The following is a 16,588-nucleotide window of genomic DNA, read 5'->3' on the forward strand; positions in this document are numbered from 1 at the left end:
AGTTTCCTTCTATAACCTTGCCATCGAGGGGAACTTTTTCTCCTGGTTTAACAATAATGATGTCACCTATGTTTACCTCTTCAGGAGATACTTTCCTGATCTCATCGCCAACTTTAAGATTTGCATAGTCAGGACGAATATCCATCAAAGCACTTATTGATTTTCTGGAGTGACCTACAGCTATATTCTGAAGCAATTCACCTACCAGATAGAACAGCATAACTGCTACACCTTCTGGATACTCTCCAATGAAGAAAGCACCAATGGTAGCAATACTCATCAAAAAATGCTCACTGAATACCTGACCGCGGGCAATACCTTTTATTGCTCTTAAGACAACCTCTCCACCAACTATGATATAACTAATAATAAACAAGGTAAGCTCAAGCCAATTTTGGAAATTAAAGATGATTCCCACGGCAAATATTGCTCCACCGACCACAAGTCTTATGATTTCTTTTTTGTTGACACCTTCTTCTTCCTCTTCATTATTTTCTTTTACGTTGGCCTTAGATGTATTCTCCTCAAAAATGACCTTTACATCTGGCTCTATTTTCTTTACTATGCCTTCAATCTTCTCATTTAACTCAGAGCGGTTGACTTTCGGACTTATTTCCAGTGTTAGTTTCTTCGAAACAAAATCTACTGCAGCAAATTCAACTCCTTCTAGACCGCTTATTTCTTTTTCTATTTTAGCTGCACAATTCGCGCAGCCAAGTCCTTCAAGTATTACTATGCTTTTGTTCACCTTTTTATTGTTCTTGTTAACGGATTTTTCTTTCACTACCACATCCGGTTCGTGCTTGTGCACTATGGTTTTAACTTGCTGTAATATATTCTTATACTCTTGCTCTGATTCAATTTCTAAAGTCAATGTCTTGTTCATGAAGTTCATATAGGCTTTGACTCCATTTAATTTATTAACCTCTTCTTCAATTTTAGCTGCACAATTTGCGCAATCTAAACCTTCTAAAATTACTTCCTTCTTTAACATTACTGACCCTCCTTTACTTACTTTCTTCTGAAATATGAATTAATCCCTGGTCAAATATTTGCTTTACATGTTCATCTTCAAGAGAGTAGAATACAATCTTTCCTTCTCTTCTGCTCTTTACTAGTCCAGCCTGCTTTAAGACTCTTAGCTGATGTGAAATTGCTGATTGGGTCATATTTAATAAGAATGCAATATCGCAAACGCACATCTCTGATTCACCTAATGCCCAGAGTATCTTAATTCTTGTTGAATCTCCAAAAACTTTAAATAGTTCTGCTAGATCATATAGAGTTTCTTCTTGAGGCATTTTTTCTCGCACTTTATTTACAATTTCCTCATGTATTACATCACAGTCGCATCTTTCAATTGGTTGAATTTTTTTTGCCATATTTATATCACCTCCTTATCATTCAATTGAACACTTGAATAAGCTTTCATATATATTATAAACCTCAATTCTCCGTTTGTCAATAAAAACATATGAGTAATTGTTCAAGTGTGTTTATTTATTAGATTATCCCCAAGTATAAATAGAAAAGAACCGCCCATCAAGAAGTATTTCTCCTCAATCGGCGGTCAAGTTCATTTTAAATTAATACATCAATCTCTACTCCAGACTTAAACTCAACGGTCAGCTTATTATCAAATACCGTAACTTTTTCAATAAGCCGCCTTACCAGTTGCTCATCATATTCCTCCAGCTCATAGGACTGTTCATTCAAGAAGTCTGTCATTTCAGCTATTCGCTGCTTCTTCCTTCACGCTCTGCATTTTTAACCAGCGCATTTTGCTTCTGCTCCCGCAATCGGTAATCCAATTATGTCTCCTGTAGTTATTTATAATAGTATAAGTACTCTTCCCCTACTGGCGGCTATCTTAATACGAGCTTATAGGTTTACTTCTATTTCTAACCCTGACTTAAACTCTACCACTAGCCTGTCATTATATACAGTTGCCTTTTCAATTAGTTTTCTAACCAGTTTATCATCAAATTCCGTAATACCACCGGTTTGCATATTAAGGAAGTCCGTCATCTCAGCGATCCGATCCCGCTTATCTTGACGGAGAGCGTTTCTTGAAAGGGTTTCTTGCCTTAAGTCCCGTAAGCGGTAAATCTCATTGACAATATTATCATATGCTTCCTTTGAATTTGCCAATTGGATCAACTCGGCTTGAAGCTCTTCCAGCCTTTTATCAATATCTGCCGTACTCTCGTCCAAATCCTCGTTTAATACGGTTTCAATATTCTTTTTCAGTATGGCCAGGAAAGAGTTTTTCCCGCTGACGGCTATATTGATAGCTTCTACAATCTTCTCTTTGAGAGTATCTTCAAGTATAGTGGAAGCGGTACAAAACAAACCGGTGTTTTCCAATCTGCTGACGCATCTCCATACGATTGATTTCTTTCCTCGGTTATTCCAATGAACCCTGCGGAATACTTCATGACACTTGCCGCAGAACACCATTTGGGATAAGGGATGATTATTGCTGTAGTTTCTCTTCTTTCCGTTCTTACTTATATGCACACATCTTCTGCGGACAAGCTCTTCCTGAACCTGCATATAAATTTCACGCGGGATTATGGGCTCATGGCTGTTTTCTACATAGTATTGAGGAACTATGCCGTTATTGGCCACCCTTTTCTTCGATAAAAAATCTACTGTATAGGTTTTCTGCAACAGCGCATCACCGATATATTTTTCATTCCTCAAAATCTTATTGATGGTGCTGGTATGCCATCTGTGATTGCCTGCACCTGTCAGAATTCCGTCAGCTTCCAGACCTCTTGCTATCTGTAGCATACTGGAACCTTCAAGGTATTCTCTGTAAATGCGTTTAACGATCTCTGCTTCTTCAGGTACGATAACTAAATTGCCATCCTTATCCTTTGTATAGCCAAGAAACCGGTTGTGATTAATATGGATTTTTCCTTGCTGATATCGGTACTGAATACCCAGTTTTACATTCTGGCTTAACGATTGGCTTTCTTGCTGCGCCAAAGAAGCCATAATGGTCAGCAGGATTTCCCCTTTGGAATCCAATGTGTTTATATTTTCCTTTTCAAAGTAAACTGGAATATTTTTTTCTTTAAGCTGCCTTATGTACTTTAGGCAGTCCAGCGTATTTCTTGCAAAACGGCTGATAGATTTCGTAATTATCATATCGATTTTGCCCTGCATACATTCTTCTATCATCCGGTTAAACTCTTCACGCTTTTTCGTGTTGGTTCCAGTAATCCCTTCATCCGCAAATATGCCAGCTAACTCCCATTCCGGATTGCTTTTAATGTAGTTTGTGTAGTGCTCAATTTGCGCTTCATAACTGGTTGCCTGCTCCTCGCTGTCCGTAGATACGCGGCAATAGGCTGCTACCCGAAGCTTAGGCAATTCTTCAGCCTTTGCACTATTTCCAATCCGTTTACGAGCAGGGATTACCGTAACATTCCTGATTGCCATCTGAAATCACCTCGCTCTTAATAAGACTATAAGCATACTCTGCCTGCTGAAATGGATCATCATATAGATTATATTGCATATCGCTGTTTCAATCGAACCTTAGAGGGATGGAAACCAATTTTGCTAAGCCCTCTTTTTGTGTGAATATAGAGTTTCAATCGAACCTTAGAGGGATGGAAACGAGTAGATTTTGAGAGAGAACTTCTCTATTTGCCAAGTTTCAATCGAACCTTAGAGGGATGGAAACACCATATTTTCAACCCCTTTTAAGCAGTATAAAGCTGTTTCAATCGAACCTTAGAGGGATGGAAACAAGTTTTCGGTATTCACATAAGCACAACATTTAGCGTTTCAATCGAACCTTAGAGGGATGGAAACCTAAAATTAGCCATGTGAATGGTAATACTGGGGATGGGTTTCAATCGAACCTTAGAGGGATGGAAACTTTTCAAAGTCGGGATTTGTCAACTCACAACCACAAGTTTCAATCGAACCTTAGAGGGATGGAAACCAACCAAGGTTTGTGGTGATACAACTGTTTTCAATAGTTTCAATCGAACCTTAGAGGGATGGAAACCAACCAAGGTTTGTGGTGATACAACTGTTTTCAATAGTTTCAATCGAACCTTAGAGGGATGGAAACTGTTCATTCCTCCTTTAAGATTTTGCAGTTTATACTGGTTTCAATCGAACCTTAGAGGGATGGAAACTATCCCTTAATATGTTGCCTAATAAAGCCTTCACCAGTTTCAATCGAACCTTAGAGGGATGGAAACCAAGTATCTTTTTAGTCCTTCGCAAAATAAAAGGTTGTTTCAATCGAACCTTAGAGGGATGGAAACGTTAAAACTGAAAATTCTAATAACGCCTTTTTTCGGGTTTCAATCGAACCTTAGAGGGATGGAAACTCATGAAACGGACATAAGATTTTCTTTCCGTACCCAGTTTCAATCGAACCTTAGAGGGATGGAAACTATCCCTTAATATGTTGCCTAATAAAGCCTTCACCAGTTTCAATCGAACCTTAGAGGGATGGAAACAAAATCGATCCTGCAGGTTTTGCAAAATTTTTATCCGTTTCAATCGAACCTTAGAGGGATGGAAACAAAATCGATCCTGCAGGTTTTGCAAAATTTTTATCCGTTTCAATCGAACCTTAGAGGGATGGAAACAAAATCGATCCTGCAGGTTTTGCAAAATTTTTATCCGTTTCAATCGAACCTTAGAGGGATGGAAACGTACCTAAAAAATCTGATGCATCTGGATCCCATTCTGGTTTCAATCGAACCTTAGAATATCAGAACTTATTTTTCCTGAATATTGATTTTCTGGAAAATCGTGGCATAATATAAGTGGTGTGGTAAAGAGACCCGGAGAAAGCCACATCCCTTTTGGGGTGTGGCTTTTTTCTTTGGAGGTGTTCTTGATGAAAGTAGTAGTGATTGGTGGAGGAGTGGTAGGAGCTTTAATTGTAAGAGAGCTTTCTATGTATGATCTGGAAATAACTTTAATAGAAAAAAACCTTGATATAGGCTGGGGTGTTACAAAGGCTAATTCAGCTATATTGCACGCTGGTTATGATGATCCAATCGGTTCAGTAAGAGCAAAGTTCTGTGCAAAGGGAAATGAACTTTATACTCAGCTTGCAAAAGAGCTTGATTTCGAAATAAAACGTATAGGATCATATGTGATAGCTTTTGATGAACAAGAATTAGATACCCTAAAAAAATTACTCCGCCAAGGTGAAGTTAATGGGGTTCCGGGTTTGGAGATTCATGAAAAGGAAATTATCCTTGAAAAAGAACCAAATTTAAGTAAAGAAATAAAATACGGTTTGTGGGCACCGACGGCTGGCATAACTGAACCGTGGATGATCGCAATCGCAGCAGTAGAGAATGCAGTAGACAACGGGGCAAAACTGATTCTTGGTGAAAAAGTTGTTGATTTTGAAAAACACTATGACAGAATAACGAAGGTTATCACAGATAAATCATCTTATGAAGCAGATGTTGTTATAAATGCGGCAGGTCTTTTTGCTGACGAAATAGCTGAACTTGCAGGTGCAGAGTATGTGCCATTACACCCAAGGCGTGGAGAATACATACTTCTCGACAAAAAAATTGGCAATATGGTTTCTTCTGTAATTTTTCCAACACCAACCATTTTGTCTAAGGGTATTCTCGTTCTTCCAACGATAGATGGTGGTTTGCTTTTGGGCCCAACAGCGGTGGATTTGGCCAGTGACATGAAAGATAATTTATCGACAACCAGCGAGGGATTAAAGGAGATCATATCTTTCACGAAACGGTTTGTCCCATCGCTCGATTTTTCGCAAACTGTAAAAACTTTCTCCGGCTTACGTCCTGAAAGTCCTCAAAAAGACTTCTTTATTAACAACAGTGAACGGGTGAAAAATTTTATCAACATTATGGCAATGCGATCCCCGGGGTTAACTGCAGCTCCAGCAATAGCAAAACATGTTGTAGAAGAAATCATTCAGGAAAGGCTCAAAATTTCTCTATCAGCCAGGAAAGATTTCAATCCCATAAGGAAGGGAATAAAAAGTTTTTCAAAATTATCACCGAAAGAATGGCAAAAGCACGTTGAACAAAATCCATTGGCAGGTAGACTTATATGTTATTGCAACGAGGTTACGGAAGCTGAGATAGTTGAAGCGATAAAAAGAGGTGCGAGAACACTGGACGGTGTGAAGTTCAGAACGAGAGCGATGTTCGGCCGGTGCCAAGGGGGGTTTTGTTCTATAAAGATCATGAAAATTCTTGAAAGAGAATTGAATGTCGATATGTCACAAATTGTTCAGAAATCCTACAACAGCTGGATTGTTAGTGGGAGGGTCAGAGAATGAAAACAGATGTGCTTGTTATAGGAGCAGGTGCTGCGGGCATGGCAGCCGCACTGAGTGCAGCTAAAATGGGAGCAAGTGTGGTTCTCGTAGATAGGGATGAAATTCTTGGCGGAATATTAAACCAGTGCATACACAATGGTTTTGGCCTTCACTATTTCAAGCAGGAATTAACAGGACCAGAGTACGCAGAACGATTTTTATCAATGATAAATAATAATAAAATCGAGGTTTTAACAGATTGTCATGTTCATAAATTATCGCCTGATAAGAGAGCTATACTGGTTTCTCCCAAAGGGATTTTTGAGCTTGAAACGAAAGCAATTGTCTATGCTTCAGGTGCAAGAGAAAGACCTTTTGGAGCACTCATGATACCAGGTGACAGGCCCTCAGGGATTTTTACAGCTGGGGTTGCTCAAAAATATGTGAATATAGAAAACAGGCTTATAGGAAAGAGAGCATTGATTCTCGGATCTGGAGATATTGGAATGATAATGGCACGCCGATTGACCCTTGAGGGAATAGAAGTTGTAGCAGTTGTTGAAAGATTGCCTTATTTTGGTGGTCTTTTGAGGAACGTAATTCAGTGTCTTGAAGATTATAATATTCCTTTATTATTATCAAGTACAATAACAGAAGTTAGGGGAAAAGAAAGACTCAGCGAAGTTGTTGTCGCGCAAGTGGATGAAAACTATAAACCCATTCCGGGAACGGAAAAAATATTCAAAGTTGACACACTTGTTTTGTCCGTGGGGCTTATTCCACAGGTTGAGTTACTTCAGGGCATGGTTGACTTCAACAAAAATTCAAAAGGTGTTTTATGCTCTAATATTGCCCAAAGCACAAATGAATGGATTTTCGCAGCAGGAAATTGCACGATTATTTATGATCTTGTAGATTACGTCACTATGGAAGGAGAAAAAGCGGGTAAATATGCCGCACTATATGCTCAAGGTGAGAAATTCGACTCGGGTATTCCTATCGAAGCTGGAGAAAATGTCGGTGTACTTTTTCCAAATCGGTATGTTGGTTTAGAAGATTTGACATTGTACGTTAGGAGCAATAAACCTATTGAAAAAGCCACAATAACTGTTGGCGAATTTGAAAAAGTTTTTGAAGATATTGTCCCAAGTGAAATGATAAGAATAGTTGTCCCAAGAAAGAAAATCGACTCTTTTCAAAAATTGACAGTTTCCTTAAGGGAGGAATAAAGATGAACAAAATAGTATGTGTGCAATGCCCGGTTGGCTGTAAAATAAAATTTGAACAGCAAGACGGCAAGATAATCAAAATAGACGGTAACAGGTGCCCGCGTGGTATAGCTTATTTGCACGATGAACTCAAAGAACCCAGAAGAATTGTTCCAACAAGTGTGAAAGTGATTAATGGTGTTTTCCCGTTAGTTTCTGTGAAAACCTCTAAGCCTGTACCAAAAAAATACATATCAGAGCTGATGAATGAAATCAAAAAAATTAGTGTCCAAGCTCCTGTTAAATCGGGCGACGTTATTTTAAAAAATGTCTTCGGTACAGGTGCAGATATTATTGCAACAAGGACTGTTCCACAAAAACAGGGTTCAAATTGATATATTCCATAGAGAATCTTCACTTGTCGATACTGCTATCGCTCCTCTCGCGAGAGCAAACTTTGCCTGATCTACCGTTTTGATAAGCCCGCCCGTTATAACAGATATCGATGTTTCATCATTTATTTGTTTTAAAAGATCTGGTATTAATCCGGGGAGAACCTCGACATACTCCGGCTTATGTGATTTTGCTTGGGCAATACCTGTTATCAAAGACTGAGAATCCAGGAGGAATATTCTCTGTATAGAAATCAATCCAATCTTTTTTGCCATATTGACAAGATTTCCTTTAGTAGTTATCAAGCCGTCAGCTTTGAGCTGGTATTTTAGAAAATTCACCGCAGCTTCATCTCTACCAAGTCCTTTAACCAAATCTATATGAACAAAAACGAATTTGGACGAATTATGGAAAGTCTGAATAATTTGCTGCAAATCAACTATGTCGCCTGTCAGAAGGAAAACAGAAGTGGCTTTACAGGATAGAGCCTTCTTAATTTGCTGTTCGTCTCTAAGAGCTGGGACTATTGGATACTCAAAATAATTTTTCATTTTTCCACCCACCCAAGAGATCGAGTCACTGCATTTTTCCATTTTTTATATAATTCTTCTCGTGTTTCAGGGTCCATCTGTGGTTCAAATCTTCGGTCCAATCTCCATTGTTTTTTAATTTCACTGTGATCTTTCCAGTACCCCACCGCAAGACCAGCAAGATACGCCGCGCCCAGAGCCGTTGTTTCGCTTACAGTAGGTCTCTCAACAGGGACTCCCAGTATATCTGCTTGAAATTGCATTAAAAAATCGTTCGCCGATGCGCCACCATCAACTCTTAAACAATGCAGTTTTATACCAGATTCTTCAGACATTACTTCGACAACATCTCTTGTTTGATATGCGATAGATTCAAGAGCCGCTCTGACAATGTGCTCTCTCGTGCAACCTCTGGTAATTCCAATTATTGTTCCCCTCGCATACATATCCCAGTAGGGTGCACCCAAGCCTACAAAAGCTGGAACGAAATATACACCAGCCGAATCTTTGACACTTTTGGCAAGATATTCTGTGTCTGAGGCTTTTTCTACAATTTTTAGTCCGTCTCTGAGCCACTGAACCGTGGCGCCTGCAGAAAAAACGCTCCCTTCCAGAGCGTAACACATGCTCTTGTCATTTAAAACCCAGCCAATAGTTGTGAGCAAACCGTGCTTTGAATCTACAATCTTGTTTCCTGTATTCATCAATATGAAACATCCGGTGCCATATGTATTTTTAACCATGCCAGGCTCACAGCAAATTTGACCGAAAAGAGCCGCTTGCTGATCGCCTGCATTACCACAAATAGGTATCTCTACGCCAAAGATTTCCTTATGCGTATAACCATAAACTGTACTTGATGGTAGAACATCGGGTAACATTTGCTCTGGTATATTGAACAATTCCAGCAATTCTTCATCCCAATTTAATGAATGAATATTGAAAAGCATTGTCCTTGAGGCATTTGAATAATCAGTTGCATGGATTTTCCCGCCAGTTAAATTCCATATTAGCCAGGAATCAACGGTTCCAAAAAGCAACTCTCCCCTTTCTGCTTTTTGCCTTGCACCTTCAACATTATCCAGAATCCATTTAAGCTTGGTGGCTGAGAAGTAAGCGTCAAGAACCAATCCGGTCTTTTTCCTGATTGTATCTTCATAGCCAAGCTTTTTGAACTGGTCGCACATACTTGCTGTTCTTCTGCATTGCCAGACTATTGCATTGTAAACAGGCTTTGATGTATTTTTATCCCAAACAATAGTAGTTTCTCTTTGATTCGTAACACCAATGGCAGCTATCTGATCAGGGTTGATTGAAGCTATCTCTATAGCTTTTTTTGCGACACTGATCTGCGACTCAATTATATCTACAGGATCATGCTCAACCCATCCTGGCTCTGGATATAACTGGGGAAATTCCTGATTTACCATACACACTGTTTCACCAGCCTGGTTAAAAATTATCGCTCTCGAACTTGTTGTTCCTTGATCAAGTGCGAGAATATACTTCTCAGCCACCTCAGAACCCCCTTATGAAGCAAATTCTATTGCTTGGCCAGCCACAATATACCATGTAATGAACAAACTGTTAATAAAGGCTCCTACATATATGCTACCAGTTCTTCTATAGAAAAATGATGAAATGATTCCTGACAAAGCGGTAAGAAAAACAAACTGATAGGCAACTATACCGAGCAATGATTGAGTTGGGAAAAATAGTGTCTGTGTAGTGTAGAGTTTTCCAACTTGCAATATGACGAGTATAGCTATTCCAAGGCAATTAGCAAGTGCTGAAGATATCATCCAGCTGATAGTTGAAACCGATTCGCTTTTGAACTGTTTCGCTTTTAACTGCCCATTGAGAACAAGTGCATTGACAAATGCAAAGAATGCAAATGGAGGGAGATATCTTAGGAATATTAAGAATCTTGAAAAATCCATTGGTTTGAGAGCGATAACCCACCAACGAAAATCAACTTTGAATGCCCATTGGACCATTGACAGTACTATGTGTGTAGCAAAAACTATACAAACAGCAAAAGCAAAAGCTTTCCACAGTTGTTTCAGGCTGAATTTTTTGTTTTGAACGTCTGTTATTAAACCATACGTACTCAGGTTTCCACCAATTTTTCTGTGATAAATAAAATGCCATACTACAAACAGACAGATTGCAATTAGAGCATTGAATGTTGCCCATCTGGCGAAGCCAATAGTTAAACTTTGTGGCCAGAACGATGTTGGTGCAGGACTTCTTCCACCAGGTTGTTGAAATTTGAAGAAAGTTATGGCAGGAATAGAAGTAATAAGCGCAAAACCTATCCACCAAGCTATTTTGTCCAGAATAGTATTTTTTGTTTGAAACACAACAGGTTTACCAGCAAGCGATGAGAAATACTCTGTTTTCAGCATACAAACTCCATAGCTCATCATGAACATGATGCCACCAATCAATCCAAGTAATGTGCCGAATTCTTTCCATGGCCAAATTTGATCATTCGGGTCTATAAATTTTGGTGGTGTTATAGAATTCTGTAAAAATTCTATTGCATACCCTATGGCTTCTTTCGAAAGGTGGTCACCAGGATGAGTACAATTCGGTATGTACAGTTTCCGTGCAGATTCGTTCTCAAAAGATCCATAAAGTTTCCCAACAACGACATCTTCTGTTACCCCGAATGCGGTTTTTAATTTTTCCGTTTTTACAATATCTGAAGGTATTTTTACCCCCCACAACAACTGGCTGAATTCATCGTATTTACTGAATACAACAGCAAAATTAAATCCTGATTCTGCCGTGACCTTAGGAGCTCCATAAGTTTCTGAAGATGACCCCTCAAGTATCACTGTTTTTACAAGTTCTGGATATTTTCCAGCTGCACTTAAAACAGACAATCCTCCCATAGAATGACCTTCTACAGCTATATTATTTTTATCCACAAATGGCAAACTTGCAAGATACAAAAGACCTGTATCTGCTCCTCTTGCTGGATTTGCTACCCCACCTTTTACCTGTTCAGAATATCCATGTCCTGCCATGTCCATAGCAAGGACAACATAACCTCGCCGGGCAAACTCAATATTAAAACCACTTTGTGTTTCTTTTGAGTTGATACCGCCATGCATTGTCAAAACAGCAGGTGCCGGATTTTCAGCTGATACTCCTTTAGGAATAAATAAGAATGCGCTTAGAATTTTTCCATCTTCGCTGGCAATTTTTACTTCCTTAACTTTAACTGCCGTGAAATTTGTTTGAACAAGGAAAGCGATCAGAGAACCCATGAAGACTATGAGCAGCGACAACAAAAGCCAACCTACCGCCTTTTTCATAAACACACCTCCCGCGAATTTTGAAAAACAAAAAGACCATACCTCACATTGAGATATGGTCTTCTCCTATTCTCCACCATATCGTATAAGCAAATTTCTATTTACTTTCAAGACAAATGATATACTTTTTCTTAAAAAATGTCAACACAGTTTGCAACGCGAGTAAAATAAATTTGCCGCCAAATGATATAAAATTGCTATGGGAGGTTGATGAAAAATGAAAGCACTTTATTTGGGCCACGCTGCGGTTTTGTTACAGACGGGAGAAAGAAATATACTGATCGATCCTTTTATAAACGAAAATCCGTCGTGCCCGATCAAAGTCCAGGATTTACCAAAAATCCATTATATCCTTGTTACCCATGGACATGGAGATCATCTTGGAGATACTGTTGAAATTGCAAAAAGAGATAGCTCAACTGTTATAACAAATTTTGAATTGAGCAGCCTTATATCAAGACATGGAATTTCAACCCATCCAATGCATATTGGCGGAAGATACACCTTTGAATTTGGCTCAGTTAAATTAACACCTGCCCTTCATGGGTCAAGCATTTCCGAGGGAGATACCCCTGTTTATGCCGGTAATCCATGCGGCTTTCTGATAGAAATTCATGATAAAAAAATTTACCACGCTGGTGACACAGGGCTAACGAAAGATATGGAACTACTCAGGCGCGAGAATATTGATCTGGCATTTCTGCCAATCGGAGGCAATTTTGTTATGGATCTTTGGGATGCTGTCGAGGCAGTCAAGATGATCTATCCAGAAATTGTTGTTCCAATACACTACAACACATGGGAAGTAATAAAATCTGATCCAGCTATATTCCAGAAAGAGGTAGAAAAATTAGGATTGAAATGCCGTGCCCTAAAACCTGGAGAATCAATTGAATTGTGAGGCGGTTCGTATGCGTATTTTATCTTCTATTTTTTTACTTATAGGAGTGCTGGCAATGTCAAATTTTATATATTATGTACCGGTGAATTTCACCTTCCCTGATGAATTTTATGAACGTGTAGGATCAAGAACTGCCAATTTTCAGTATATAGTTCTTTCGAAATCTAACTGTTTTGCCATAATTCTTAAAGGATGGCTTTTTCAGCCTGCTGAAGTTGTTCAACCAAAATCTTTTATTGTTGAAGTCACAACAGAAGATGGTTTTTACCAGATAAAAATTCCTCCCGTGAGAAAAGGAATTTATTTAAATCTGCCGGAACACCTTTTTGTTCTACCAGAAAATACAAAAAAGGTGAGTGTAAACAGCATAGAAATACCTCTTTTTTCTCTCGAATATTCTGTTGAAGAAACAAGAGGGCGGGATACTCCCGGTATCGAAATTCTTAACAGCTCATTTGAACCATCCTCGGTTTTTGACTATGGTGAACAGATTTTTGTGAAAGTGAGCGCTGGCAGAAAAAATACAGGAGGATATAGAGTGAGTGTAGATTCGCTAAATATTGAGGGTAGAACAATCAAAATTTCTGCGCATGTTGAATCCCCTTCGCCCAATACTCCAGTCATTCAGGTTATTACATATCCTGCTGCTCTTATAAAGATTGATGGACCGCTTGATGCTGGAGAATACAAGGTGATTTGTACACTTTCGGATAGTCAAAATGTGCAATTTGAGGTAGAATTTACAGTAGAATGATTTTGCTTCAGGGATCTGCAGGGAGAGATTATCGTGAACGTTTACGATTTCGAGTTTAAAAATGGAACTCTTTTTAAAATTAACTCCCACACAATACACTCTTATGTCGAGAAAGTTGATTTTGGCTACAAAATTATTCCGAAAGTGCCGTGTGATCAAAAAATAGAAGCATTCAGAATAAATTGCGATAAAGCAAAAGTTTTTTGCGATACAGCTATCGTTGGTGAAAATTATGTGGTAGGTTTTCTAAAACAAAACACGCTTATTTCGATTGAAAAAATACAAAATAATTTCATTGCCTATGTGGAACCTGGACAGGGTAATGACCTCGATCCCATCGTAATATTGCACGGGTATGAAAATAACTTCCTTATCAAAGAATATGTCAGGCTGGTATCTCAGGAAAATAATATAACCAAATCTGTAAAACCTTTGAAAGTTTTTTTTGCCGCTTCAAACAAACTGGAAAAAGTTGTAGGTGATGCGAAAAAATACAATTACCATGTAATTATGGCGAAAGATATCGATGATAAAGGTAACTTTGTCAACATCTGCCATAAAGAAGGGTTTCTCGCAGGCATTGAGGCAACTTTTAATTTGAATAAGCTTGAGCAAATGAGATCCTTAGGGTTCGACTTTTTCATAGTTTCTTTTGAAAAAAACAGTTACAAAGATATAGCTGCTGCAAGAGCAATTTTAAAAAATTCAATTTTGGTGGCAAAAAATATACCACCTCTTGCTGCAGCTGGATTGGCAGATGGTATCGTGCTAAATGGTTTGAACGTCAATAATCTCATTTTATACAGCCTCTTTAACAACAGTCTTGTAAGGTTTTATATTGAGATCACTGCACAAAACAAAGATTTGCTAAAAATTTCTTCTTTACTTAACTATGGCTTGGTGTGCAGCGAAATTTTCGAAACGTATTATCCACAATCTGTTGAAATAAAAAAGATATTCGATGGTTTTGAGGCAATATGCCTGAGTGAAGAGCCGAAAAAACTCACGATGGAAAATGGAAACATCAGAGTGAAAAATGTAGCAAATTCAGGATTGTTTAAATCAACAGTAGTTCGTGATGACGGTAGATTTTTCCATTTTTACAGAACGGGTGATAAGGGTGTTTGAATTAAGGTATAATCCTTTAACTGATGAATGGATAATAGTTTCTGCAGAAACACAAAAAAGGCCTGTACAGCCATCGCAAAAAAGCTGTCCTATTTGTGTTGGTGGCATAGAGCTTCCTGAGGATTACGATTTGGTGGCATTTGAGAATAGGTTTCCTTCATTGAAGAAAAATCCACCGGAGATCGAACAGGATGGCTTTTTCAAAAAAGACAGATCCTTTGGTATTTGCGAAGTAGTTGTATACACAAAAGATCACAACACCGCATTGCCTGGAATGCCAGTACAGCAAATAGAAAAACTCGTCAATATGTGGATTGACAGAACTGTTGAGTTATCAAAATATGAGTTCATCAAATATGTTTTTATTTTTGAAAATCGGGGAAAAGAGGTAGGAGCCAGTCTTCCTCATCCACATGGACAAATTTATGGATTTCCATTTCTCCCAAAAAGAATACAGGTCAAACTTGACTCTTTCAGAAAATACTATAAGGCCAATAAAAAATGTCCTATCTGCCAAATTGTAGATGTTGAATTACAGCGCAAAGAAAGGCTGGTTTATGAAACAGATAATTTTGTTGCCTTAGTCCCGTTTTATGCAAGGTTTCCCTTTGAAATTCATATTTATCCTAAAAAACATGTGGGCGCTCTGTATGAATTATCCTTGGAAGAACAAAGAGATTTTGCCCTGACGCTCAAGGTTGTAACCGCTAAATATGATAACCTTTTCGACCAGGAATTTCCTTATATGATGATGTTTTTTCAAAAGCCATTTAACATGAATGACGATGGTCTGTTTCATTTTCATGTTGAATTTAATCCACCAAAAAGAGATAAAGACAAAATTAAGTGGATGGCAAGTGTTGAGACAGGTACCTGGACGTTTATAAACCCTGTGGTACCTGAAGAAGCAGCAAAAATGCTAAGAAATACTGAGGTGGAGGGAATTGAATGACAAAATTCAGATCGCCTGGCAGGGTAAATATAATAGGAGAGCACACAGATTACAATAATGGGTTTGTTTTGCCTTTCGCTATTGATAAGTACATTGAGGTTGATGTAAGTTCATCAAATGAGTTCGTTTTTGTTTCACATACTATGAATGAAACTGTTGGGCTGAAGAAATATGAAAAACTCGGCAAATGGACTGACTACCTGATGGGAGTTATCTGGGCAATTGAAAAATCTGGTTGTGAAGTCAAACCGGTAAGAATTGATGTGTCATCGACTCTTCCCTTAGGAGCTGGTTTGTCGAGTTCTGCAGCTCTGGAAACAGCTGTTGCTTACGGACTGAATTCAGTTATGAATCTAAACCTCAGCAAAAAGCAGATTGTCGATGTGTGTGTCCGTGCAGAACGTGAGTTTGTTGGAGTACAGTGCGGAATCATGGACCAATTTACGGTTGTATTTGGAAAAAAAGATCATGCCATCTTCCTGGATACATTTAATTTAAGCTACGAATATGTGCCACTGAACCTCGGAGAATATGAATTTGCTTTGATCGATTCAAATACCAAACATGAACTTTCGTCTTCTGAGTACAACAAAAGACGTGAAGAGTGTGAAAGAATACTAAAAGCGCTGCATAAAAATTCTTTCAGGGAGATTACTTACGAAGATCTCAATCAGTTAGAGCCTGCTTTGAGAAAGCGAGCAAGGCATGTTCTTGACGAAAATAAGCGTGTAAATATGGCTGTGAGGGCGCTGAAAAAATCTGAAATGTTTTTACTTGGTAATCTTTTATATGAATCTCATGTTAGTTTGCGAGATCTTTATGAAGTTTCCTGTGAAGAAATAGATTTTATCGTTGGGTTCCTTAGAGGAAGACTTGGAATACTTGGGGCACGCATAGTTGGAGGAGGATTCGGGGGAAGTGTACTTGTTTTTGGAAGAAAAGGCTGTATAGAAGAAGCTTATCACGAGTTGAGGGACAGATATTACAAAATGTTTGGAATAACGCCGGAGTTGATCCATATAAAAAGCGATTGCGGTGTACATGCGGTGGTGTAAGTCAACTACCCACTGCCTATAGAGGCGGGGGCTTGAAAAGCTTAGT

At 38.6% G+C, this 16,588-nt stretch carries 14 protein-coding genes and 1 CRISPR repeat array (1 of these 15 only partly in view); of the genes, 8 read left to right on the top strand and 6 right to left on the bottom strand.

Annotation, left to right across the window (positions count from 1 at the left end; all coding sequences use genetic code 11):
* The 3 genes from TEL01S_RS05565 to TEL01S_RS05580 all read right to left on the bottom strand — a co-directional run.
* Nucleotides 1-994, bottom strand: partial view of a heavy metal translocating P-type ATPase gene (locus TEL01S_RS05565; protein ID WP_028844058.1) — the start only. Its footprint begins 1,379 nt before the window's first position; 994 of the gene's 2,373 nt are visible here — the first part of the coding sequence; the start codon lies at nucleotides 992-994; its stop codon lies off the left edge, out of view.
* Between the two features lie 13 nt (nucleotides 995-1,007).
* Nucleotides 1,008-1,382, bottom strand: a complete 375-nt coding sequence (locus TEL01S_RS05570) for an ArsR/SmtB family transcription factor (RefSeq protein ID WP_011916063.1) — start codon at nucleotides 1,380-1,382, stop codon at nucleotides 1,008-1,010.
* Between the two features lie 499 nt (nucleotides 1,383-1,881).
* On the bottom strand, nucleotides 1,882-3,450 hold the full coding sequence (locus TEL01S_RS05580; protein ID WP_013782344.1) for a recombinase family protein: 1,569 nt from the start codon (nucleotides 3,448-3,450) through the stop codon (nucleotides 1,882-1,884).
* Between the two features lie 85 nt (nucleotides 3,451-3,535).
* Nucleotides 3,536-4,688: a CRISPR direct-repeat array (repeat unit 30 nt; unit sequence GTTTCAATCGAACCTTAGAGGGATGGAAAC).
* Nucleotides 4,689-4,876: 188 nt separating this feature from the next.
* On the opposite strand from TEL01S_RS05580, the gene TEL01S_RS05585 reads away from it, so the two are divergent.
* From TEL01S_RS05585 to TEL01S_RS05595, 3 genes are read left to right on the top strand one after another with little or no spacing between them, the layout of a single operon-like run.
* On the top strand, nucleotides 4,877-6,316 hold the full coding sequence (locus TEL01S_RS05585; protein WP_012003140.1) for an NAD(P)/FAD-dependent oxidoreductase: 1,440 nt from the start codon (nucleotides 4,877-4,879) through the stop codon (nucleotides 6,314-6,316).
* The gene (locus TEL01S_RS05590; RefSeq protein ID WP_012003141.1) at nucleotides 6,313-7,524 is read left to right on the top strand and encodes an NAD(P)/FAD-dependent oxidoreductase; all 1,212 of its coding nucleotides are present in this window, start codon (nucleotides 6,313-6,315) and stop codon (nucleotides 7,522-7,524) included. Before TEL01S_RS05585 ends, TEL01S_RS05590 begins: the two co-directional genes overlap by 4 nt.
* A 2-nt stretch (nucleotides 7,525-7,526) precedes the next feature.
* Nucleotides 7,527-7,898 (top strand): DUF1667 domain-containing protein, encoded by a 372-nt coding sequence (locus tag TEL01S_RS05595; RefSeq protein ID WP_012003142.1) that lies wholly within the window; start codon nucleotides 7,527-7,529, stop codon nucleotides 7,896-7,898.
* Here the strand turns inward: TEL01S_RS05595 and TEL01S_RS05600 are convergent.
* The 3 genes from TEL01S_RS05600 to TEL01S_RS05610 are packed head-to-tail and all read right to left on the bottom strand — an operon-like array spanning nucleotide 7,890 to nucleotide 11,752.
* On the bottom strand, nucleotides 7,890-8,447 hold the full coding sequence (locus TEL01S_RS05600; protein WP_012003143.1) for a glycerol-3-phosphate responsive antiterminator: 558 nt from the start codon (nucleotides 8,445-8,447) through the stop codon (nucleotides 7,890-7,892). The genes TEL01S_RS05595 and TEL01S_RS05600 overlap by 9 nt on opposite strands.
* The gene (gene glpK / locus TEL01S_RS05605) at nucleotides 8,444-9,943 is read right to left on the bottom strand and encodes a glycerol kinase GlpK (RefSeq protein WP_012003144.1); all 1,500 of its coding nucleotides are present in this window, start codon (nucleotides 9,941-9,943) and stop codon (nucleotides 8,444-8,446) included. The genes TEL01S_RS05600 and glpK overlap by 4 nt, the downstream gene beginning before the upstream one ends.
* Nucleotides 9,944-9,955: 12 nt before the next feature.
* Nucleotides 9,956-11,752 (bottom strand): alpha/beta hydrolase family protein, encoded by a 1,797-nt coding sequence (locus TEL01S_RS05610; protein WP_028844056.1) that lies wholly within the window; start codon nucleotides 11,750-11,752, stop codon nucleotides 9,956-9,958.
* Nucleotides 11,753-11,969: 217 nt separating this feature from the next.
* On the opposite strand from TEL01S_RS05610, the gene TEL01S_RS05615 reads away from it, so the two are divergent.
* From TEL01S_RS05615 to TEL01S_RS05635, 5 genes are read left to right on the top strand one after another with little or no spacing between them, the layout of a single operon-like run.
* The gene (locus TEL01S_RS05615; RefSeq protein WP_012003146.1) at nucleotides 11,970-12,653 is read left to right on the top strand and encodes a metal-dependent hydrolase; all 684 of its coding nucleotides are present in this window, start codon (nucleotides 11,970-11,972) and stop codon (nucleotides 12,651-12,653) included.
* A gap of 10 nt (nucleotides 12,654-12,663) precedes the next feature.
* Nucleotides 12,664-13,407, top strand: a complete 744-nt coding sequence (locus TEL01S_RS05620; protein ID WP_041428418.1) for a protease complex subunit PrcB family protein — start codon at nucleotides 12,664-12,666, stop codon at nucleotides 13,405-13,407.
* Between the two features lie 33 nt (nucleotides 13,408-13,440).
* On the top strand, nucleotides 13,441-14,535 hold the full coding sequence (locus TEL01S_RS05625) for a hypothetical protein (protein WP_012003148.1): 1,095 nt from the start codon (nucleotides 13,441-13,443) through the stop codon (nucleotides 14,533-14,535).
* A complete protein-coding gene (gene galT, locus TEL01S_RS05630) occupies nucleotides 14,528-15,487 on the top strand; it encodes a galactose-1-phosphate uridylyltransferase (protein WP_012003149.1) in 960 nt (319 codons plus the stop codon). Before TEL01S_RS05625 ends, galT begins: the two co-directional genes overlap by 8 nt.
* Complete coding sequence (locus TEL01S_RS05635; protein ID WP_012003150.1) at nucleotides 15,484-16,542, top strand: galactokinase; 1,059 nt, start codon at nucleotides 15,484-15,486, stop codon at nucleotides 16,540-16,542. The genes galT and TEL01S_RS05635 overlap by 4 nt, the downstream gene beginning before the upstream one ends.
* Nucleotides 16,543-16,588: the final 46 nt, after the last annotated feature.

It is taken from the genome of Pseudothermotoga elfii DSM 9442 = NBRC 107921 (assembly GCF_000504085.1).
Lineage (GTDB): Bacteria > Thermotogota > Thermotogae > Thermotogales > DSM-5069 > Pseudothermotoga_B > Pseudothermotoga_B elfii.

Excerpts from the sequence above, each read along its gene's own strand:
- TEL01S_RS05570 (WP_011916063.1), bottom strand. The coding sequence starts at position 1,382 with ATGGCAAAAAAAATTCAACCAATTGAAAGATGCGACTGTGATGTAATA.
- TEL01S_RS05580 (WP_013782344.1), bottom strand. The coding sequence starts at position 3,450 with ATGGCAATCAGGAATGTTACGGTAATCCCTGCTCGTAAACGGATTGGA.
- TEL01S_RS05585 (WP_012003140.1), top strand. The coding sequence starts at position 4,877 with ATGAAAGTAGTAGTGATTGGTGGAGGAGTGGTAGGAGCTTTAATTGTA.
- TEL01S_RS05590 (WP_012003141.1), top strand. The coding sequence starts at position 6,313 with ATGAAAACAGATGTGCTTGTTATAGGAGCAGGTGCTGCGGGCATGGCA.
- TEL01S_RS05595 (WP_012003142.1), top strand. The coding sequence starts at position 7,527 with ATGAACAAAATAGTATGTGTGCAATGCCCGGTTGGCTGTAAAATAAAA.
- TEL01S_RS05600 (WP_012003143.1), bottom strand. The coding sequence starts at position 8,447 with ATGAAAAATTATTTTGAGTATCCAATAGTCCCAGCTCTTAGAGACGAA.
- TEL01S_RS05610 (WP_028844056.1), bottom strand. The coding sequence starts at position 11,752 with ATGAAAAAGGCGGTAGGTTGGCTTTTGTTGTCGCTGCTCATAGTCTTC.
- TEL01S_RS05615 (WP_012003146.1), top strand. The coding sequence starts at position 11,970 with ATGAAAGCACTTTATTTGGGCCACGCTGCGGTTTTGTTACAGACGGGA.
- TEL01S_RS05620 (WP_041428418.1), top strand. The coding sequence starts at position 12,664 with ATGCGTATTTTATCTTCTATTTTTTTACTTATAGGAGTGCTGGCAATG.
- TEL01S_RS05635 (WP_012003150.1), top strand. The coding sequence starts at position 15,484 with ATGACAAAATTCAGATCGCCTGGCAGGGTAAATATAATAGGAGAGCAC.